Consider the following 19,484-nt stretch of genomic DNA (forward strand, 5'->3'; position numbering starts at 1 on the left):
TCCTGGCTCAGAGCGCCTGGATCATGGCTTCGAGCTTGACCGCGTCGGCCGCGAAGGCGCGGATGCCTTCGGCCAGCTTCTCGCTCGCCATCGCGTCCTCGTTGAGGGCGTAGCGGAAGGCCGCCTCGTTGTAGCTCACGAATTTGACAGCCATGTTCTTGGCCGCGAGCGGATCGAGGCGGCGCTCCACCGGCGCGTCGCTCGCATGCAGCTGGGCGAGCAGTTCGGGGCTGATGGTCAGCAGGTCGCAGCCGGCCAGCGCGGTGATCTGTCCGACGTTGCGGAAGCTGGCGCCCATCACCTCGGTCTCGATGCCGAAGTGCTTGTAGTAGTTGTAGATCTGGGTGACCGACCTGACGCCGGGATCGTTGGGGCCGGCGTTGGCCTGCTCGTCCCACTGAGCGCCGGCCGACTTCTTGTACCAGTCGTAGATGCGGCCGACGAAGGGCGAGATCAAGCGCACGCCGGCCTCGCCGCAGGCGACCGCCTGGCAGAAGGAGAACAGCAGCGTCAGGTTGCAGCGGATGCCCTCGTGTTCAAGCGCCTTGGCGGCCTGGATGCCCTCCCAGGTCGAGGCGATCTTGATCAGCACCCGGTCACGCCCGATGCCGGCCTCCTCGTACCAGCCCATGATGCGCTCGGCGCGGGCGATGGTCGCGGCGGTGTCGAAGCTCAGACGGGCGTCGACCTCGGTGGACACACGGCCCGGCACCACCTTCAGGATCTCCAGGCCGAAGCGCACCAGCATGCGATCGACGATCTCGTCGATGGGCTCGCCGGCGTGAGCCGCCACGGTGTCCTTCAGCAAGGGCAGGTAGTCGGCCTGCTGGACTGCCTTCAGGATCAGCGACGGGTTGGTGGTCGCGTCGCGCGGCGTGAACTGCGCCAGCTGCTTGAAGTTGCCGGTGTCGGCGACGACGGTGGTGTACTGCTTCAGGGAGTCGAGGGAAGTCATGCTGTGGATCCAGGTCGGTGCGCAGAAAACGGGATTGTCGCGCGCCGGCCGGTGCCGGCGCCGAAACGGCAAGCCGCCAAGTCCGGCCGGGCGAATGCGCGCGGGCCTGTCCTGCATAGTAACAAGGTTACCCGGTAACCTTTCGGTAACCGGCACCCCAAACGTCGCCCCGGACGCGGGTGGGCGGGTGTCCCGCGATTGACGATGCGCCTGAATGCCGGCATCATCGCGTGAAACTTAATTACAGACACAGGCGCTCGGGTTCTGCTTTGGCAGTGCTTCCGGCGGCGCAGCCCGCCCCCTCCATCGGTTACCGACTTTCACCATGTCCTTCGACCTCGTCTTTTTCGGCGGCACCGGCGACCTCACCTGGCGCAAGCTCATGCCCGCCCTGTTCCAGGCCTTCCGCCACGGCAAGCTGCCCGCCGGCGGACGCATCCTCGCCGTCGCCCGTGACGACCAGTCGGACGAGCACTACCGCCACTGGCTGAAGGAGCGCTTCCAGGAGGTCGACACCCCGAAACGCCCGACCGATGAGGAATTCGCCCGCTTCGCAGAGCTGATCTTCTACCGCCGCATGGACCTGTCCCAGCCGGAGCACTACCGGCGCCTGAAGGACTGGCTGGACGAGCGCCAGGCCGACACCGCGGTGCTCTACCTCGCGACCAGCCCGCACCTCTTTCCGGTGATCTGCGAGCAACTCGGCGCGGTCGGACTCAACGGGCCCCAGGTGCGGGTGGTGCTGGAGAAGCCGCTCGGCCACGACCTTCAGAGCGCGCAGGACATCAACCGCGTGGTGCGCTCGGTGTTCCAGGAGAACCAGGCCTTCCGCATCGACCACTACCTCGGCAAGCCCTCGGTGCAGAACCTGTCGGCGCTGCGTTTCGGCAACGCCTTGTTCGAGCCGCTGTGGCGGCGCGAAAGCATCGCCAACATCCAGATCACGCTGGCTGAAAGCCTGGGCGTGGGCACGCGCGGCGACTTCTACGACCGCACCGGCGCGCTGCGCGACATGATCCAGAACCACGCGCTGCAGTTGCTGACGATGATCGCGATGGAGCCGCCGTCGAGCGCCGACGCCGACGCCATCCGCGACGAGAAGCTCAAGGTGCTGCGCTCGCTCAAGCCCTTCACGCCCGAGAGCGTGCGGCGCGACGTGGTACGCGGCCAGTACCGTGCCGGCACGGTGGATGGCAAGGCTGTGGTGGGCTACCTCGACGAGAGCAAGGTCCCGGCCGACAGCCGGACCGAAACCTTCGTCGCTCTGCGCACCGAGGTGCAGAACTGGCGCTGGGCCGGCGTGCCCTTCTACCTGCGCACCGGCAAGCGCCTGGCGGCCCGCGACGCCGAGATCGTGGTCAACTTCCGCCCCACGCCGCACAGCATCTTCCCGGTCGGCAACGGCCAGTCCAACAAGCTGGTGATCAAGCTGCAACCCGAGGACGGCCTGGAGTTGCACCTGCTGGCGGCCAAGGGCACGGGGCAGCACGAGGCGCTTTCGCCGGTGTTCCTGGACCTGGACTTCGACAAGGCCTTCCCGAGCGAGCGCGTGGGTGCCTACGAGCGCCTGCTGCTCGATGCGATCGCCGGCCGGCTCAATCTGTTCGTGCGTTCCGACGAGCAGGAACAGGCCTGGCGCTGGGTCGAGCCCATCCTCGACACCTGGGAGAGCGACGGCAACAACGGGTTGCGCACCTACCCGGCCGGCAGCTGGGGCCCGCCCGCGGCCAGCGCGCTGGTGGCGCGCGACGGCTACAGCTGGTCGGAAGAGCAATAAGACCGCCTGGACGGCGTGAGGAGAGGACAATGCTCGACCGCATCAAGGCATCGATCCCGGCGCTGCCGCCGGCCGAGCAGCGCGTGGCCAAACTGGTGCTGGCCGACCCGCGCAGCTTCGCCAGCCTGCCGGTCGCGGAGCTGGCGGAGCGGGCCCACGTCAGCAAGCCCACCGTGGTGCGCTTCTGCCGCAGCGTGGGCTATGACGGGCTGGCCGACTTCAAGCTCAAGCTCGCCGGCAGCGTCAATGAAGGCGTGCCCTTCGTGCACCGCTCGGTGGACGAGGACGACAAGCCCTCGGACCTGATCGTCAAGGTCATCGACAACGCGGTCTCGGCCCTGCTCAAGTTCCGCAACGACGCTGCCAGCCACGCCTTCGACCGCGCCATCGAGGCGCTCACGGGCGCCGGCAAGTCGGGCCGCCGCATCGAGTTCTACGGTGTCGGCAACTCCGGCATCGTGGCGCAGGACGCGCAGCACAAGTTCTTCCGGCTGGGCGTCAACGCGGTGGCCTACAGCGACGGGCACGTGCAGGTGATGAGCGCGACGATGCTGCAGCCGGGCGACTGCGCGGTCATCATCTCGAACTCGGGCCGCAGCCGCGATTTGCTCGACGCCGCCGAGATCGCGCGCAAGAAAGGCGCGACGACGATCGTCATCACCGCCAGCGGCTCGCCGCTGACACAGCATGCGCAGATCCTGCTGGCCGCGGACCACCCCGAGGACTACGACCGCTACAGCCCCATGGTGTCGCGCCTGCTGCACCTGATGGTGATCGACATCCTCACCACCGGGGTCGCGCTGCGCCTGGGCGAGCACCTGCGCCCGGTGCTGCAGGAGATCAAGCGCAATCTGAGGGCGAAGCGCTACGCGCATCCGGCCGAATAGCCGGCCTCGAATGAAAAAAAGGGCCCGAGGGCCCTTTTTTGTCTTTGGGAGCGAGGCTCAAACCGCGTCAGCGGGTGTCAGGCCCACGGCCGGCACGGGCATCAGCTCCGCGATGCCATACAAACTCGCGAGCTTCTGCAGCTGCGGCGGCAGGTGGCGCACCTGGCAGCGCTTGCCGCCGGCCGTGGCCAGGCGCTGGCATTCGAGCAGCACGGCCAGGGCCGAGGAGTCGAAGTGCTTGAGGCCGGCCGCGTCGATCAGCACCGTGTCGCCCGGCTGCGAGCGCAGGCCCTGCTGCAGCAGCCGCAGCGTGTCCTTGGCTTCGCGCTCGGTCAGGGTGGTGGGCAGGAGCAGCACGCGGGCCTCCGTCTTCAGCTGCGGCCGCCGGCGGCCTTGTTGCGCTCGGCGAGCTTGGCGATCAGGCCGTCGATGCCACCCTGGCCGATCTCCTGGGCAAAGCTGTTGCGATAGTTCTCGACCAGCCAGACACCGAGCACATTGACGTCGTAGATCTTCCAGCCGTCGGCGCTTTTCTCCAGCCGGTAGTCCATCTGCACCGGCTCGCCCCTGCCGCGCACCTCGGTACGCACGATGACTTCCTTGTCGTCGGGCGCCGAGCGCATCGGCTTCATCGTGACGCGCTGGTCCTTCACCTGGGCCAGGGCACCCGCATAGGTGCGCACCAGCAGGGTCTTGAATTCGGCCTGCAGGCGCTGCTTCTGCTCCGGCGTGGCCTGGCGCCAGTAGCGGCCGACCGCGGCGGAGGTCATGCGCTCGAAGTTGACGTGCGGCATGATCTTGCTGTCGACCAGCGTGATGACACGCTGGACGTCGCCCTGCTGGATGGCCTTGTCTTCGCGCGCCGCGTCCATCACCTCGGTGGACACTTCCTTGACCAGGGCGTCGGGCGCCTGCTGGGCCCAGGCGGGTGCGGCGACGGCGAGCAACACGCTCATGCAGGCAGTGGCAAAACTACGGCGGATCATTTTTTCCTTTCCTGGCGGCAAGCCGCCAACTCTCTTCAGTCTGTGCTTCTGATCCGATCTGCGGCAATTGGTTCGGATCAGAAGCACATCCGGGCGCTTGCATGCCGTTTCGCTTGAAACGACGGCAGACGGCCCAGGATCAGGGGGCCGACGCGGCCGGGGCCGGTGCTTGCAGGGTGGCGGGCGACTCGACGGGTTTGCCCTCCGGCTCGGCCTCACCCGCGTCCCCGCCCGCCTCGGGTGGGTCGCCGTCGTACACCAGGCTCTGGCGGCGCTGCAGATAGGCGTCGCGCAGGAACAGGTAGGGGTCCAGCGAGGCATCGGCCAGCATACCCGTAGCGCCCAGCAGGTTGGCGCGGGTGTTCACAGTGCGCAGGGCCGAACTGCCGTAGCCCGCGCCTGCATCGTTGCGGAAGGCATAACCGGCGGCCTTCATGTCCATCGGCAGCGCCGCGGTATCACGCAGCGTCGAGGGCCCGAGCAGCGGCAGCACGACGTAGGGGCCAGCGCCGATGCCCCAGCGGCCCAGCGTCTGGCCGAAGTCCTCGTCCTCGGCCTCGATGCCGGCCTCGGTCGCGATGTCCAGCACGCCACCGAGTCCGAAGAAGGTGTTCACGCCGAAGCGCAGCGTGTTCTTGGCCGTGGTTTCGGCCTTGAGCTGCAGCAGGCCGTTGACCGCAGACCAGGCGTCACCCAGGTTGGAGAAAAAGTTGCCGACCCCGGTGCGCACGAGGCTGGGCACGTGGTCGCGGTAGGCGGTGGCGACCGGCTTGAGCACCGCCTTGTCCACCGTGTCGTTGAAGGCGTACACCTTCCGGTTCATCGGCTCCAGAGGATCGCGTGGGTGGTGGCCGGCGCAGCCGGCCAGCCAGGCCGCGGCGGCCACGGCGAGGGACAGGCGCACGCTGCTCACGGTTTGGCCCCCGGGGCAGCGGGCGCCGCCGGGCCCTCGGCCGCGCGGCTGTAGAGGAACTGCCCGATCAGGTTCTCCAGCACCACGGCCGACTGGGTCTGGGTGATCACGTCACCGGCGGCCAGGTTGTTCTCGTCGCCGCCGGGCTCCAGGCCCAGGTACTGCTCGCCCAGCAGCCCGGAGGTCAGAATCTTGGCCGAACTGTCCTTCGGGAAAGCGTAGCGACGCTCCAGTTCCATGCGCACGCGCGCCTGGAAGGTCTTGTCGTCGAATGTGATGGACTCGACGCGGCCGACCACCACGCCGGCGCTCTTGACTGGCGCGCGCGGCTTAAGGCCGCCGATGTTGTCGAAACGCGCATCCACGACATAGGTGTCCTCGAAGGACACGCTGAGCAGATTGGCCGCCTGCAAGGCCAGGAACACGATGGCCGCCGCGCCGAACAGCACGAACAGGCCGACCCACAGGTCATGACGAGACTTTTGCACCGTCCACTCCTCGGCCGCCGCAGGGGCCGCGGCGGCGCTTCCTTTATACATTCATCAAATCGAGAACATCAGGGCCGTCAGCACGAAGTCGAGGCCCAGCACCGACAGCGACGCCATCACGACCGTGCGCGTGGTTGCCCGCGAGACGCCCTCGGGCGTCGGCTTGCACTCGTAGCCTTGCAGCAGCGCGATGAAAGTCACCGTGATGCCGAACACGAGGCTCTTGATGATGCCGTTGCCGACATCGCCCCAGACCTTCACACCGCCTTGCATCTGAGACCAGAAATCGCCCGGGTCGACGCCGATCATCACCACGCCGACCACCCAGCCGCCGATGATGCCGATCGCGCTGAAGACCGCGGCGAGCAGGGGCATGGCAATGACGCCGGCCCAGAAGCGCGGCGCCAGCACCCGCTGGATGGGATCGACCGCCATCATCTCCATCGCCGCGAGCTGCTCGCCAGCCTTCATCAGGCCGATCTCGGCGGTCAGCGAGGTGCCGGCCCGCCCGGCGAACAGCAGCGCCGCCACCACCGGGCCCAGCTCGCGCACCAGCGAGAGCGCCACCAGCAGCCCGAGCGCCTGCTCGGCCCCGTAGCGCTGCAGTGTGTAGTAACCCTGCAGGCCCAGCACGAAGCCGACGAACAGACCCGAGACGGTAATGATCGCGAGCGAATAGTTGCCGAGGAAGTGCAACTGGTCGACCACCAGCCGGCCGCGCGCAAACACCTTGCTGCCCAGCAGCACGAGCTTCAGCAGCAACCGAGCCGAATAGCCGACGTCGGCCAGCTTGCCGCGCACGGCAGCGCCAACGCGCTCGGGATGCAGGAAACCCAGCATGGTCAGGGCCTCATGCGGAAGTCTTCGGCCACCGAGCTGGCCGGGTAGTGGAAGCGCACCGGCCCGTCGTCCTGGGCATCGACGAACTGGCGCACCAGCGGGTCGGTGGACGCCCGCATCTCGGCCGGGCTGCCCTGGGCGGCGATGCGGCCGTTGGCCAGGAAGATCACGTGGTCGGCGATCAGGAAGGTCTCGTCAACGTCGTGCGAGACGACGATGCTGGTGACGCTCAGTGCCTGGTTGAGGTCGCGGATCAGGCGCGCCGCCACGCCCATCGAGATCGGATCCAGCCCGGCGAAGGGCTCGTCGTACATGATGAGGTCGGGGTCGAGCGCGATCGCGCGCGCCAGCGCCACGCGGCGCGCCATGCCGCCGGAGATCTCGCTGGGCATCAGGTCACGCGCGCCGCGCAGGCCCACCGCGTTGAGCTTCATCAGCACCAGGTCGCGGATCATCGTCGCGCTCAGGGCGGTGTGCTCGCGCAGCGGGAAGGCCACGTTGTCGAACACCGAGAGGTCGGTGAACAGCGCGCCGAACTGGAACAGCATGCCCATGCGACGGCGCGCAGCGTACAGCTGCGTGGTGTCCATCGCTCCGAGGTCCTGGCCGTCGAACAGCACCTGGCCCGACTGCGGCGAGACCTGGCGGCCGATCAGCCGCAGCACGGTGGTCTTGCCGCCCCCGGACGTTCCCATCAACGCGACCACCTTGCCGCGCGGCACCGTCAGGCTGACGTCCTGCAGGATGGTACGGTCCCCATACCCGAAGGTAACCCCGCGCAGCTCGACCAGCGGCGTGGGGGGCGGTTGCAGGGTGTAGGGAGGCGACATCGGACCGGAAGCAGAAAAAAAAGCCGGCGTTTTCGATCACCGGCACTTCGATGATAGGGGAAAACACCCGGAGGGGCCCTCACTCACCCCCTAGAAGGCAGGCCCCGCGCGGGAGCAATTGTTGCGCCTGCCCCACGGTGGAGCGGTGTAAAAGAAAGGGCCGCCTTGACGACGACCCTTTCCATGTGAGTGATCACACTCTTTCAGCGCGGCAGTTCGCTGGTGCCCATCAGGAACTCGTCGATCGAGCGGGCCGCCTGGCGGCCTTCGCGGATGGCCCACACGACCAGTGACTGACCGCGCCGCACGTCGCCAGCCGCGAAGACCTTGGCGACGCTGGTCTGGTAGCCGCCCAGGAAATCGGTACTGGCGCGGGCGTTGCCGCGGGCGTCCTTGTCGACCCCGAAAGCATCGAGCACCGAGGCCACCGGGCTGACGAAACCCATGGCCAGCAGCACCAGATCGGCCTTCAGCACCTGCTCGGAGCCCGGCACCTCGACCATCTTGCCGTCCTTCCACTCGACCCGGGCGGTGCGGATGCCGGTCACCTTGCCGTTCTCGCCGATGAACTCCTTGGTCGCGATCGCGAACTCGCGCTCGCAACCTTCCTCGTGACTGGACGAGGTGCGCAGCCGGTAGGGCCAGTAAGGCCAGGTCAGCGCCTTGTTCTCCTGCTCGGGCGGCATGGGCATCAGCTCGAACTGGGTCACGCTCTTGGCGCCGTGGCGGTTGGAGGTGCCGACGCAGTCGCTGCCGGTGTCGCCGCCGCCGATCACGATGACGTGCTTGCCGTCCGCGCGAATCTGGTCCTTGAGCTTGTCGCCGGCGTTGACCTTGTTCTGCTGCGGCAGGAACTCCATCGCGAAGTGCACGCCGGCCAGCTCGCGGCCGGGCGCCGGCAGGTCGCGCGGCTGCTCGGCGCCGCCAGCCAGCAGCACCGCGTCGAACTCCTGTGCCAGTTGCTCGGCCGAAATGGTTTCCTTGGCCCAGTTGGTCACCTTGGAGCCCTCGGGCAGCTTGCCGACCAGCACACCAGTGCGGAACTGCACACCTTCGGCTTCCATCTGCTTGATGCGACGGTCGATGTGCGACTTCTCCATCTTGAAGTCGGGAATGCCGTAGCGCAGCAAGCCACCGATGCGGTCGTTCTTCTCGAACACCGTGACGTCGTGGCCGACGCGCGCCAGCTGCTGGGCAGCGGCCAGGCCCGCCGGGCCGGAGCCGACGACGGCGACCTTCTTGCCGGTCTTGAACTTGGGCGGTTGCGCGTCCACCCAGCCCTCGGCCCAGGCGCGGTCGATGATGGCGCGCTCGAGCGACTTGATGCCCACCGGCTCGTCGTTGAAGTTCAGCGTACAGGCTGCCTCGCAAGGCGCGGGGCAGATGCGGCCGGTGAACTCGGGGAAGTTGTTGGTCGAGTGCAGCACCTCGATCGCGCTGCGCCACTCGTTCCGGTACACCAGGTCGTTGAAGTCCGGAATGATGTTGTTGACCGGACAGCCGCTGTTGCAGAACGGAATGCCGCAGTCCATGCAACGGGCCCCCTGCACCCGGGCATCTTCTTCCTTGAGGCCGATGACGAACTCTTTGTAGTGCTTCAGGCGGGTCGGGGCCGGCTCATAGCCTTCCTCGACACGCTCGTACTCCATGAAGCCAGTGACTTTTCCCATTTTCTAAACTCCTAGCTCGCCTGCTCAGACCTTGGCCTTGGTGGCCTTGCCGGTCTTCTCCGACCCCTTGGCCTTCGCGATGGTCACGTCGGCTTCCTTGCGGGCGTTGATCTCGCCCAGCGCGCGCTTGTACTCGTGCGGGAACACCTTCACGAACTTCGTTCGGGCTTCGCTCCAGCGGTCCAGGATCTCGCGGGCACGCAGCGAGCCGGTCCAGCGGTGGTGGTCCTCGACCAGCTTGCGCAGCAGCGCTTCGTCTGTCTGGCCCTGGTGCCAGGTCGCCGCGTCGACGCTGGTTTCCTGCTCCTTGGCCGAGAGCACCTTGTCCAGTGCCACCATCGAGGTGTTGCAGCGCTCGGCGAAGCGGCCGTCCTCGTCGTAGACATAGGCGATGCCGCCCGACATGCCGGCTGCGAAGTTGCGCCCGGTCTTGCCGAGCACGACCACCGTGCCGCCGGTCATGTACTCGCAGCCGTGGTCGCCGGTGCCCTCCACCACCGCGGTGGCACCCGACAGGCGCACCGCGAAGCGCTCGCCGGCGACGCCGCGGAAGAAGGCCTCGCCGCTGGTCGCGCCGTACAGCACGGTGTTGCCGACGATGATGTTCTGCGTCGCGTCGCCGCGGAAGTCGATGCTCGGGCGCACCACCACGCGGCCGCCGGACAGGCCCTTGCCGGTGTAGTCGTTGGCGTCGCCGATCAGGTAGAGCGTGATGCCCTTGGCCAGGAAGGCGCCGAAGCTCTGGCCGCCGGTGCCCTCCATCTGGATGCGCAGGGTGTCATCCGGCAGGCCTTCCGGATGGCGCTTGACCAGCTCGCCCGACAGCATTGCGCCGACGGTGCGGTTGACGTTGCGCGCGGTCTCGATGAACTGCACCTTCTCACCCTTCTCGAGCGCGGCACGCGACTTCTCGATCAGGCGCACGTCCAGCGCATGATCGAGGCCGTGGTCCTGGCTCTCGGTGTGCAGGCGCGCCACCTCGGCCGGCAGGGCCGGCTGGTAGAAGACCCGGCTGAAGTCCAGGCCACGCGCCTTCCAGTGCTCGACGCCCTTCTTCATGTCGAGCAGGTCGGAGCGGCCGATCAGATCGTCGAAGCGGCGGATGCCCAGCTGGGCCATGATCTGGCGAGCCTCTTCCGCGATGAAGAAGAAGAAGTTCACCACGTGCTCGGGCTTGCCCTGGAACTTCTTGCGCAGCACCGGGTCCTGCGTCGCCACGCCCACCGGGCAGGTGTTCAGGTGGCACTTGCGCATCATGATGCAGCCCTCGACCACCAGCGGCGCGGTCGCGAAACCGAACTCGTCGGCGCCCAGCAGCGCGCCGATCACGACGTCGCGGCCGGTTTTCATCTGGCCGTCGGCCTGCAGGCGGATGCGCGAGCGCAGGCGATTGAGCAGCAGGGTCTGCTGCGTCTCGGCCAGGCCCAGCTCCCAGGGGGTGCCGGCATGCTTGATCGAGGACCAGGGCGAGGCGCCGGTGCCGCCGTCATGGCCGGCGATCACGATGTGGTCGGCCTTGGCCTTGGCGACGCCGGTGGCGATGGTGCCCACCCCGACTTCCGACACCAGCTTGACCGACACGTCGGCGCGCGGGTTGACGTTTTTCAGGTCGTGGATCAGCTGCGCCAGGTCCTCGATCGAGTAGATGTCGTGGTGCGGCGGCGGCGAGATCAGGCCGACGCCCGGCACCGAGTAGCGCAGGAAGCCGATGTAGTCGGACACCTTGCCACCGGGCAGTTGGCCGCCCTCGCCGGGCTTCGCGCCCTGGGCCATCTTGATCTGGATCTGGTCGGCCGAGACCAGGTACTCGGTCGTCACGCCGAAACGGCCCGAGGCGACCTGCTTGATCTTGGAGCGCAGCGAATCGCCGTCCTGGAGCTCGTAGTCGGCCTCGATGACCTTGGTGCCGATGACGTCGGACACCTTGGTGCCCTGCTTGATCGGGATGCCCTTGAGCTCGTTGCGGTAGCGCGCCGGGTCCTCGCCGCCTTCGCCGGTGTTGGACTTGCCGCCGATGCGGTTCATCGCGATTGCCAGGGTCGAGTGGGCCTCGGTCGAAATCGAGCCGAGCGACATCGCGCCGGTGGCGAACCGCTTGACGATCTCGACCGCCGGCTCGACCTCCTCGACCGGAATGGCTCGGGCAGGGTCGACCTTGAACTCGAACAGGCCGCGCAGGGTCATGTGGCGACGCGACTGGTCGTTGATGATCTGGGCGTATTCCTTGTACGTCTCGAACTTGTTGGCGCGCGCGCTGTGCTGCAGCTTGGCGATCGCGTCCGGCGTCCACATGTGCTCTTCGCCGCGGGTCCGCCAGGCGTACTCGCCGCCGGCGTCCAGCATGGTCTGCAGCACCGGGTCGTCGCCGAAGGCGGCGCGGTGCATGCGGATTGCTTCCTCGGCGACCTCGAAGACGCCCACGCCACCGACCTGCGAGGCGGTGCCGCGGAAGTACTTCTCGATCAGCTTGCTGTCCAGGCCGATGGCCTCGAAGATCTGCGCGCCGCAATAGGACATGTAGGTCGAGATGCCCATCTTGGACATGATCTTCGACAGGCCCTTGCCGATCGCCTTGACGTAGTTGTAGATCGCCTTCTCGGGGCTCAGCTCGCCCGGCAGCTCCTTGTGGATGGCCGCCAGGGTTTCCATCGCCAGATAGGGATGCACGGCCTCGGCGCCGTAGCCCGCCAGCACCGCGAAGTGATGCACCTCGCGCGCCGAGCCGGTCTCGACCACCAGGCCCGCGGTCGTGCGCAGGCCTTCGCGCACCAGGTGCTGGTGGATCGCGGACAGCGCCAGCACCGCCGGGATCGCGACATGGGCGCGGTCCATCTTGCGGTCGGTGATGATCAGGATGTTGTGGCCGCTCTTGATCGCGTCCACCGCTTCCGCGCACAGCGAGGCGAGCTTGGCCTCCACCCCTTCGTGGCCCCAGGCCAGCGGGTAGGTGATGTCCAGCTCATAGCTCTTGAACTTGCCGCCGGTGGGCTTCTCGATCTGGCGCAGGCGCGCCATGTCGTCGAAGTCCAGGATGGGCTGCGAAACTTCCAGGCGCATCGGCGGGTTGACCGCGTTGATGTCGAGCAGGTTGGGCTTGGGCCCGATGAAGGACACCAGCGACATCACGATCGCTTCGCGGATCGGGTCGATCGGCGGGTTCGTGACCTGGGCGAACAGCTGCTTGAAGTAGTTGTACAGCGGCTTGTCCTTGGAGGACAGCACCGCCAGCGGCGAGTCGTTGCCCATCGAGCCGATGCCTTCCTCGCCGGCCTGGGCCATCGGGCTCAACAGGAACTTCAGGTCTTCCTGCGTGTAGCCGAAGGCCTGCTGGCGGTCGAGCAGCGACTCGGGGAAGGCTTCGGGGCCGGCGCTCACCTCGATGGTGTCGAGGCGGATGCGCACGTTCTCGATCCACTGACGGTAGGGCTTGGCCGAGGCGTAGAGGTTCTTCAGTTCCTCGTCGTCGACGATGCGGCCCTGTTCGAAGTCGATCAGGAACATCTTGCCCGGCTGCAGGCGCCACTTCTTGACGATCTTGTTCTCGGGGATGGGCAGCACGCCGGACTCCGACGCCATCACGACCAGGTCGTCGTCGGTGACGATGTAGCGGGCCGGGCGGAGGCCGTTGCGGTCCAGCGTGGCGCCGATCTGGCGGCCGTCGGTGAAGACCATCGCGGCCGGGCCGTCCCAGGGCTCCAGCATCGCCGCGTGGTATTCATAGAAGGCGCGGCGCCGCCCGTCCATCGTGCTGTGCTGCTCCCAGGCCTCGGGGATCATCATCATCGCGGCGTGGGCGAGCGGGTAGCCGCTCATCGTCAGCAGCTCCAGCGCGTTGTCGAAGGTCGCGGTGTCGGACTGGCCCTCGAAGCTGATCGGGTAGAGCTTCTGCAGGTCGTCGCCCAGCACGGGCGACTTCATCACGCCTTCGCGGGCGCGCATCCAGTTGAAGTTGCCCTTGACCGTGTTGATCTCGCCGTTGTGGGCCACCATGCGGTAGGGGTGGGCCAGCGGCCACTCGGGGAAGGTGTTGGTCGAGAAACGCTGGTGCACCAGCGCAAGCGCGGACGTGACGCGCGGGTCCTGCAGGTCCAGGAAGTACTTGCCGACCTGGTCCGCCAGCAGCAGGCCCTTGTAGATGATGGTGCGGCAGCTCATGCTGGGCACGTAGTACTCGCGGCTGTGCGTCAGCTTGAGGCGCTGGATGGCGCTGGAGGCCGTCTTGCGGATCACGTAGAGCTTACGTTCCAGCGCGTCGGGCACGATGATGTCGGGACCGCGGCCGATGAAGATCTGGCGCATCACCGGCTCTTTCTCGCGCACCGTGGGCGACATCGGCATCTCGCGGTCGACCGGCACGTCGCGCCAGCCCAGCAGCACCTGACCCTCGGCCTTGACGGCACGCTCGAGCTCCTGCTCGCAGGCCAGGCGGGAGGCATGCTCCTTGGGCAGGAAGATCATGCCGACGCCATATTCACCAGGCGGGGGCAGCTCGATGCCCTGCGCGGCCATCTCCTCGCGGTAGTACTCGTCGGGGATCTGGATCAGGATGCCGGCACCGTCGCCCATCAGCTTGTCGGCGCCGACCGCGCCGCGGTGGTCCAGGTTCTCGAGGATCTTGAGGCCCTGCTGAACGATGGCGTGCGCCTTGCTACCTTTGATGTGGGCGACGAAACCGACGCCGCAGGCGTCTTTCTCTTGGGCCGGGTCGTACAGGCCGTGGGCGGCCAGCGACTGGATTTCTTCAGGGGAAGCAACCCCCAGGGCGGCCTTGTTCATGGCGCACTCCGTCTCATCGTTAGGGATAACGCGGCAGGATACTGGAGCACACTTACAAGTCAAGAACAATTAAATAGGGTCAGACTCCATTTATTTTTCGTAGATCAAAGCGCGATAGTTAAACGGGGACAGAGTGGATTTTTTTGGGCCGTCCCCGGGGGCGTGGCGCCAGCGGTCGGTCGACGAGTTGGCCGATACGTTCAATGAAAGCGCCCGATCCCAGCGCCCACCCCTTCCAGCTGGCGTCCTCAATTTGCCGCACCTGCTGCTGCGACAGGCCGTGCTCGACAAGCCCGCGATAGCGGGCCTCCCGGTCGAACGGGGTGTTGCCCAGGGTCCAGTACAAGGCATGAGCCGCCAGGAAAGCGTCGCTGCGCTGGCCCACGTGATGCCCGTAGCTGCTCCAGACCCACGCCGCAGGGTCGACACCGGCCTCGGCGCGCTGCGACGCGGTGTCCACATAAACCATCACCGGCAGCAGGAACTCCTGAGGATCGAGCACGCTCGCCCGGAAGCGTCCTTCCCACAAGGTGCCGGAGCGTCCCCGCACCCGGTTGTGCCAGCCAACATAACGGCGCCCGACGGTCTGCATCATGCGGCTCAACCCGCTCGCGTCGGCGGGGGTGGCGAGCAGCTGCACACCGTCCGGCAACAGGGCATAGGCGTGCACTGCGACGCGGCAGGTCAGCGCCGCTTCGCGCAGCGCCGCGAGATAGGTGCGGTAGTCCTCGTCGGTCTCGAAGACAGTCTGGCGGTGATGGCCCTGCTGCACCAGGTGATGCGGCAGGCCGGGTAGCACCAGGCGGGGAAGTCGGGCCAAGGTGTAGCGCCGCGCCAACGGCGTCCGAGTTGATCTGGCCCCATTTTATGGAGGGCCGGACCGGCGCGGCTCAGAACAGTCGTTCGCCGGTGAGCCGTTCGTGCTCCCGGATCGCAAAGCGGTCGGTCATTCCGGCGATGTAGTCGGCCACCGTGCGGTGCAGGTCGCTGGCCTCGGCGTAGTCGGGGGGCATTTCGGCCGGGCAGGAGACGTAGGCCGCGAACAGGGTGCGCACGATCCGCTTGCCGCGGTCGGTGGTCTCGGTGACCTGGGGATGGCGGTAGAGGTTCACGCGCAGGAAACGCTTGAGCACCACGCCCTCGGCCTGCATCGCTTCACTGAAGCAGAACATCGGCGGCAGGCGCCGGGCTGCGTCAGCGCTCTCCGGCGCGCCCTCGGCGAGCCGGGCGCGGGTACTGGCGATGACATCGTAGACCTGCTCGGACAGCATGCGGCGTATCGCCTCGAACAGCAGGCGCCGCCCGGCCAGACCCGGGTGCTCGCGCTCCGCGGCCCGGCGGTAGCGGGCGAACAGCTCGACCTCGTCGAGCTGTTCGAGGCGCAGCAGCCCGGAGCGCACGCCGTCGTCGATGTCGTGCGCGTTGTAGGCAATCTCGTCGGCCAGGTTGCAAAGCTGGGCTTCCAGGCTGGGCTGGCTACGGTCCAGGAAACGCCGCGCCACGTCGCCCAGGCGCTCGGCGTTCTCGCGCGAGCAGTGCTTGAGGATGCCTTCGCGGGTTTCGAAGCTGAGGTTGAGCCCGTCGAAATCGGGATAGCGCTCCTCCAGCTCGTCGACCACCCGCAGGCTCTGCAGGTTGTGCTCGAAGCCGCCGTGCTCCCGCATGCAATCGTGCAGCGCGTCCTGCCCGGCATGGCCGAAGGGGGTGTGCCCCAGATCATGCGCGAGTGCGATGGCCTCGACCAGGTCTTCGTGCAGGCCCAGTGTCCGGGCAATGGAGCGCCCCAGCTGCGCCACCTCCAGCGAATGCGTCAGGCGGGTGCGGAACAGGTCGCCCTCGTGGTTGAGGAACACCTGGGTCTTGTAGACCAGGCGGCGGAACGCGGTGCTGTGCACGATGCGGTCACGGTCGCGCTGGTAGTCGTTGCGGGTGGGCGCCGCCGGCTCGGCGTGCCGGCGACCTCGCGACTGCTCGGGGTGGCTGGCGTAGGGCGCGAGCATGCCAGCGCAGGCGGTCAGCGCGCGGTACAGGCCTCGACGACCTGCGCGACCAGCTCGTCAGGCGCACCTCGCATGCCGGCGCGTCCCAGCGCCTCGATGACGACAAAACGGATCTCACCGGCCTCGGCCTTTTTGTCGACCCGCATCAGCTCCAGGTAGCGGGCCGGACTCAGGCTGGCTGGACCGGCCACCGGCAAGCCCGCGCGCTCGACGATGCGCCTCATGCGCTCGACGAAAGCAGCCGGCATCAGGCCGAGGCGCGCCGACAGCTCGCTGGCCATCACCATGCCGCAGCCCACCGCCTCCCCGTGCAACCACTCGCCGTAGCCCAGCCCGGCTTCGATGGCGTGCCCGAAGGTGTGGCCGAAATTGAGGATGGCACGCAGCCCGCCTTCGCGTTCGTCCTGCCCCACCACCCAGGCCTTGATCTCACAGGAGCGCTTCACCGCGTGTGCGAGCGCGGCCTTGTCGCGCGCCAGCAGGGCGTCGAGATTGGCCTCGATCCAGTCGAGGAAGTCGGCATCGGCGATCGGGCCGTACTTGATCACTTCGGCCAGGCCCGCGGAGAGCTCGCGCTGCGGCAGCGTGTCCAGGGTCGCCAGATCCGCCACCACCAGCAGGGGCTGGTAGAAGGCGCCGATCATGTTTTTGCCGAGCGGGTGATTGATGGCGGTTTTGCCGCCTACCGAGGAATCGACCTGGGACAGCAGCGTGGTCGGCAGTTGGACGAAAGGCACGCCGCGCATGTAGCAGGCGGCCGCGAAGCCGGTCATGTCGCCGATCACGCCGCCGCCGAGCGCGAACAGCGTGGTGCGGCGATCACACGACTCGGCGAGCAGACGGTCGAACACGCGGTTCAGCGACGTCCAGTCCTTGTGGGCTTCCCCGTCCGGCAGGTCGATGCGAACGACCTTGCGGTACACCGTCTGCAGGCGCTCCACGACCGCCGGGCCATACAACGGGCCGACCGTGGTGTTGCTGACGACCAGCGCATCGGCGCCACCGGCCCGCCCCAGGAGAGCCGGCAAGTCGGCCAGCAACCCGGAGCCGATGTGGATGTCGTAGCTACGCTCGTCGAGAGCAACCGTCAGACGGTGGCGCAATTGTCGGTTCACTCCATCAGTTGGGAACGCAGGCCTGGGCCGTGCCACCGCTGTTCGGGTTCCGCGGCGGGTCGCTGCGCCAGCGGTTGTAGCGGTACAGCGTCATCGAGCAGTTGGCGCCGATCTCCAGGTCGAACACATGCAGGTAGTGATTATCACCTTCCCCGGCAGGCGGCGAGAAGATCACGGTACGGCCGGCGTAGTTCAGCTCGACGCGGGCCGGCGACTCGGTCATCCCCGGAGACGTCTGTTGACTGAAGTTGTGCAGGTAGAAGCGGTAGATGCCCACCTTCGGGCGGCGCACGGTCGTGATCTCCGGGCCGAAGCCGGAGATATCGTCGACATCGAGGCTGGAGTACGGCTCGGTCGACAGGCTGCCCTTGGCCGTGTAGTCGACCTTGGCGCCGCCGGGAATGTGCAGGTGCGAATCGATATCGCGCGGCGAGGCGCCCCAGGTCAGCCTCACCGTTGCCGCGTTGATCAGCGGCACGGTCAGGCAGGGCGTGAGGTTCAGGTTGGCAGTGCTGACCGAGGTGAGCACCGCGTTGCTCTGGTAAACGCCACGACGCCCGGTCACGACCAACTGGCTGTTCTGCGGCACCGGCAGCGAGAAAGCCCCGGAATCGGAGGTTTGGCCGAAGGCCAGGCCGCTGTAGTTCACACCCTCGACCCAGACGCGGCCGCCGGCTACCGGCGCACCCGCGTCGTCAACCATGCAGCCGTTCACGAGGACCGGCGACTGCAGGGCGGCACCGACCATCCACTGTCCGAACCGCGTGACCGTGGCTTCGTAGTAGCTGCCGGAAGCGCCGGAGCCCAGCGTCGCCGTGCCGTCCTGGACCCAGCGTCCCGTCGTCGTGTCGAGGTAGTAGATGTTGGCCGTCGCGGGGTTGGAAGCGGCCTTCGTGCTGACGGGAACGCGCAGCGTGACCGGGTCGGTTCCGGAGATCGTGACGGCGGGATCCGCCGAGAGCACAACCGCGCCGTAGGACTGCAGCGGCTCGCCGGTGCTGGAGGTGTAGTCGCCCGAGAGCGCGAAGCTGTCGGCGCCCACCGCCACCGGGCTCAGCCTCACCGACGCGTTGGCCGAGAGGGAGCCGGCCGGGATGCTGGCGCTTGCCGGGCCGGCGCCGGACGTCAGCTGGCTCGCCGATCCGGTGGTCACCGCCGCCGTCGTGCCGTGCGGCGTCAGCTTGAACAGCGTCACGGACGGCACCGCGGCCACCACGGCCGTCGCGAGGAACTGGCTCTCGAAGCCCTCCTTGCTGGCCTGCTGGATCAACCGGCCGATGGGGTCGTACGATGCCTGCGAGAAAAAGCCGCTGGCGTCTGTCGACAGGTTCACATCGCCGAAACTCACCGCCGCGGCCTCGATCGCCGCACCGCTTTCGGCGCTCACCACCGACCCCTGGATGGCTGCCGTGCTGATCTGCACCGTGGCATCAGGCGTCGGACGTGCACCGTCCGAGCCGCCGCTGGCCACACAGGTGGTCTGAGGCTCGCCAGCGATGGGCGAGAGGCCCTTGCCGGGGCATGCGTAAAGCGAGGCGCCGGCACTGCCGCCGCCCCCGCCGCACGACGCCGTTGCGACCACGCCTGCCGCCAGCGCAAGCCGGCGCAGGATCCCCTCCGCTTCAAACTTACTCATCGTTCCCTCACTACCGCTCTTTTCTCATCTTCGGCCTGCGCGATCCGTCACGCAAACCGTCCAATCACATCGTGGTCTTACCAGTACGCGGCGCGCTCGCCAGCCCCGCGAGCTCCACCTGCATCGCGATCATGTTCACCATCGTCTGCTGCGACGGCGGTCCCGTCTCGATGCAGAAGTCGGCGATGGACGTGTAGTACGGATCCCGCTCCGCATGCAGGTCGCGCAACTTGCCCAAGCCGTCGCCCCCTTGCAGCAGCGGGCGTTTCGTGTCGTGTTTCAGACGGCGCCACAGGTCCTCAGGGCTGGCCTTGAGGTAGACGACGGTGCAGCGGTCGGCCAGCGCGCGACGGTTCTCCTCGCGCAGCACCGCACCTCCGCCGGTCGCCAGCACGAAGGCGCTTGCCCGTGTCAGCTCGTCGATCACCTGCACCTCGACGTCCCGGAAGGCCGCTTCGCCATGGCGCTGGAAGTAGAAGCCGATGCTGCAGTCCAGACGCTTTTCGATTTCGGCGTCGGAGTCGACGAACGGGACATCGAAGCGCCGGCCGAGGTGTCGGCCGATGGTGCTTTTGCCGCACCCCGGCATGCCGACCAAGGCCAGCTTCACC

At 67.4% G+C, this 19,484-nt stretch carries 16 protein-coding genes; 2 read left to right on the forward strand and 14 right to left on the reverse strand.

Translation table 11 applies throughout. The features are described 5' to 3' along the window. Nucleotides 1-7: 7 nt before the first annotated feature. On the reverse strand, nucleotides 8-955 hold the full coding sequence (tal, locus tag OOT46_RS14455; protein ID WP_265404315.1) for a transaldolase: 948 nt from the start codon (nucleotides 953-955) through the stop codon (nucleotides 8-10). 325 nt (nucleotides 956-1,280) lie between these two features. Here tal and zwf point away from each other — a divergent pair, with 325 nt between their 5' ends. Both zwf and OOT46_RS14465 read left to right on the forward strand, forming a co-directional pair. Beyond that, nucleotides 1,281-2,732, forward strand: a complete 1,452-nt coding sequence (gene zwf / locus OOT46_RS14460) for a glucose-6-phosphate dehydrogenase (RefSeq protein WP_265404316.1) — start codon at nucleotides 1,281-1,283, stop codon at nucleotides 2,730-2,732. A gap of 29 nt (nucleotides 2,733-2,761) precedes the next feature. Next, nucleotides 2,762-3,619, forward strand: coding sequence for a MurR/RpiR family transcriptional regulator (locus tag OOT46_RS14465; protein WP_265404317.1), 858 nt, complete (start codon nucleotides 2,762-2,764; stop codon nucleotides 3,617-3,619). 57 nt (nucleotides 3,620-3,676) lie between these two features. Here OOT46_RS14465 and OOT46_RS14470 read toward each other — a convergent pair whose 3' ends face one another. From OOT46_RS14470 to OOT46_RS14530, 13 genes are all read right to left on the reverse strand, one after another. Continuing rightward, nucleotides 3,677-3,976, reverse strand: a complete 300-nt coding sequence (locus tag OOT46_RS14470) for an STAS domain-containing protein (RefSeq protein ID WP_265404318.1) — start codon at nucleotides 3,974-3,976, stop codon at nucleotides 3,677-3,679. 14 nt (nucleotides 3,977-3,990) lie between these two features. After that, nucleotides 3,991-4,575 carry an MlaC/ttg2D family ABC transporter substrate-binding protein gene (locus OOT46_RS14475; protein ID WP_265404319.1) on the reverse strand — a complete coding sequence of 195 codons (585 nt, stop codon included), beginning with the start codon at nucleotides 4,573-4,575 and terminating at the stop codon, nucleotides 3,991-3,993. A 169-nt stretch (nucleotides 4,576-4,744) separates the two neighbouring features. After that, on the reverse strand, nucleotides 4,745-5,518 hold the full coding sequence (locus tag OOT46_RS14480) for a VacJ family lipoprotein (RefSeq protein WP_265404320.1): 774 nt from the start codon (nucleotides 5,516-5,518) through the stop codon (nucleotides 4,745-4,747). Next, nucleotides 5,515-6,006, reverse strand: coding sequence for an outer membrane lipid asymmetry maintenance protein MlaD (mlaD, locus tag OOT46_RS14485; RefSeq protein WP_265404321.1), 492 nt, complete (start codon nucleotides 6,004-6,006; stop codon nucleotides 5,515-5,517). Before mlaD ends, OOT46_RS14480 begins: the two co-directional genes overlap by 4 nt. Before the next feature lie 54 nt (nucleotides 6,007-6,060). Next, entirely contained in the window at nucleotides 6,061-6,846 is a 786-nt protein-coding gene (mlaE, locus tag OOT46_RS14490) for a lipid asymmetry maintenance ABC transporter permease subunit MlaE (RefSeq protein ID WP_265404322.1), read from the reverse strand. 2 nt (nucleotides 6,847-6,848) lie between these two features. After that, a complete protein-coding gene (locus tag OOT46_RS14495) occupies nucleotides 6,849-7,676 on the reverse strand; it encodes an ABC transporter ATP-binding protein (protein WP_265404323.1) in 828 nt (275 codons plus the stop codon). A 203-nt stretch (nucleotides 7,677-7,879) separates the two neighbouring features. Next, nucleotides 7,880-9,346 (reverse strand): glutamate synthase subunit beta, encoded by a 1,467-nt coding sequence (locus tag OOT46_RS14500; protein ID WP_265404324.1) that lies wholly within the window; start codon nucleotides 9,344-9,346, stop codon nucleotides 7,880-7,882. A 24-nt stretch (nucleotides 9,347-9,370) separates the two neighbouring features. Next, complete coding sequence (locus OOT46_RS14505; protein WP_265404325.1) at nucleotides 9,371-14,122, reverse strand: glutamate synthase-related protein; 4,752 nt, start codon at nucleotides 14,120-14,122, stop codon at nucleotides 9,371-9,373. A 118-nt stretch (nucleotides 14,123-14,240) separates the two neighbouring features. Next, complete coding sequence (locus OOT46_RS14510) at nucleotides 14,241-14,942, reverse strand: transposase (protein ID WP_265404326.1); 702 nt, start codon at nucleotides 14,940-14,942, stop codon at nucleotides 14,241-14,243. A 70-nt stretch (nucleotides 14,943-15,012) separates the two neighbouring features. Continuing rightward, a complete protein-coding gene (locus OOT46_RS14515) occupies nucleotides 15,013-16,122 on the reverse strand; it encodes a deoxyguanosinetriphosphate triphosphohydrolase (protein WP_265404327.1) in 1,110 nt (369 codons plus the stop codon). 14 nt (nucleotides 16,123-16,136) lie between these two features. Continuing rightward, nucleotides 16,137-17,237, reverse strand: a complete 1,101-nt coding sequence (aroB, locus tag OOT46_RS14520) for a 3-dehydroquinate synthase (RefSeq protein ID WP_265404328.1) — start codon at nucleotides 17,235-17,237, stop codon at nucleotides 16,137-16,139. Nucleotides 17,238-17,241: 4 nt separating this feature from the next. Beyond that, nucleotides 17,242-18,873 carry a YfaP family protein gene (locus OOT46_RS14525; protein WP_265404329.1) on the reverse strand — a complete coding sequence of 544 codons (1,632 nt, stop codon included), beginning with the start codon at nucleotides 18,871-18,873 and terminating at the stop codon, nucleotides 17,242-17,244. A gap of 64 nt (nucleotides 18,874-18,937) precedes the next feature. Continuing rightward, nucleotides 18,938-19,483 (reverse strand): shikimate kinase, encoded by a 546-nt coding sequence (locus OOT46_RS14530; RefSeq protein WP_265404330.1) that lies wholly within the window; start codon nucleotides 19,481-19,483, stop codon nucleotides 18,938-18,940. Nucleotide 19,484: the final 1 nt, after the last annotated feature.

The sequence above is a fragment of the Aquabacterium sp. A7-Y genome (genome assembly GCF_026153205.1).
In the GTDB taxonomy this organism is placed as follows: Bacteria; Pseudomonadota; Gammaproteobacteria; order Burkholderiales; family Burkholderiaceae_C; genus Caldimonas.

Excerpts from the sequence above, each read along its gene's own strand:
- mlaE (WP_265404322.1), bottom strand. The coding sequence starts at position 6,846 with ATGCTGGGTTTCCTGCATCCCGAGCGCGTTGGCGCTGCCGTGCGCGGC.
- OOT46_RS14515 (WP_265404327.1), bottom strand. The coding sequence starts at position 16,122 with ATGCTCGCGCCCTACGCCAGCCACCCCGAGCAGTCGCGAGGTCGCCGG.
- OOT46_RS14525 (WP_265404329.1), bottom strand. The coding sequence starts at position 18,873 with ATGAGTAAGTTTGAAGCGGAGGGGATCCTGCGCCGGCTTGCGCTGGCG.
- OOT46_RS14500 (WP_265404324.1), bottom strand. The coding sequence starts at position 9,346 with ATGGGAAAAGTCACTGGCTTCATGGAGTACGAGCGTGTCGAGGAAGGC.
- OOT46_RS14475 (WP_265404319.1), bottom strand. The coding sequence starts at position 4,575 with ATGAGCGTGTTGCTCGCCGTCGCCGCACCCGCCTGGGCCCAGCAGGCG.
- OOT46_RS14505 (WP_265404325.1), bottom strand. The coding sequence starts at position 14,122 with ATGAACAAGGCCGCCCTGGGGGTTGCTTCCCCTGAAGAAATCCAGTCG.
- zwf (WP_265404316.1), top strand. The coding sequence starts at position 1,281 with ATGTCCTTCGACCTCGTCTTTTTCGGCGGCACCGGCGACCTCACCTGG.
- OOT46_RS14465 (WP_265404317.1), top strand. The coding sequence starts at position 2,762 with ATGCTCGACCGCATCAAGGCATCGATCCCGGCGCTGCCGCCGGCCGAG.
- OOT46_RS14495 (WP_265404323.1), bottom strand. The coding sequence starts at position 7,676 with ATGTCGCCTCCCTACACCCTGCAACCGCCCCCCACGCCGCTGGTCGAG.
- tal (WP_265404315.1), bottom strand. The coding sequence starts at position 955 with ATGACTTCCCTCGACTCCCTGAAGCAGTACACCACCGTCGTCGCCGAC.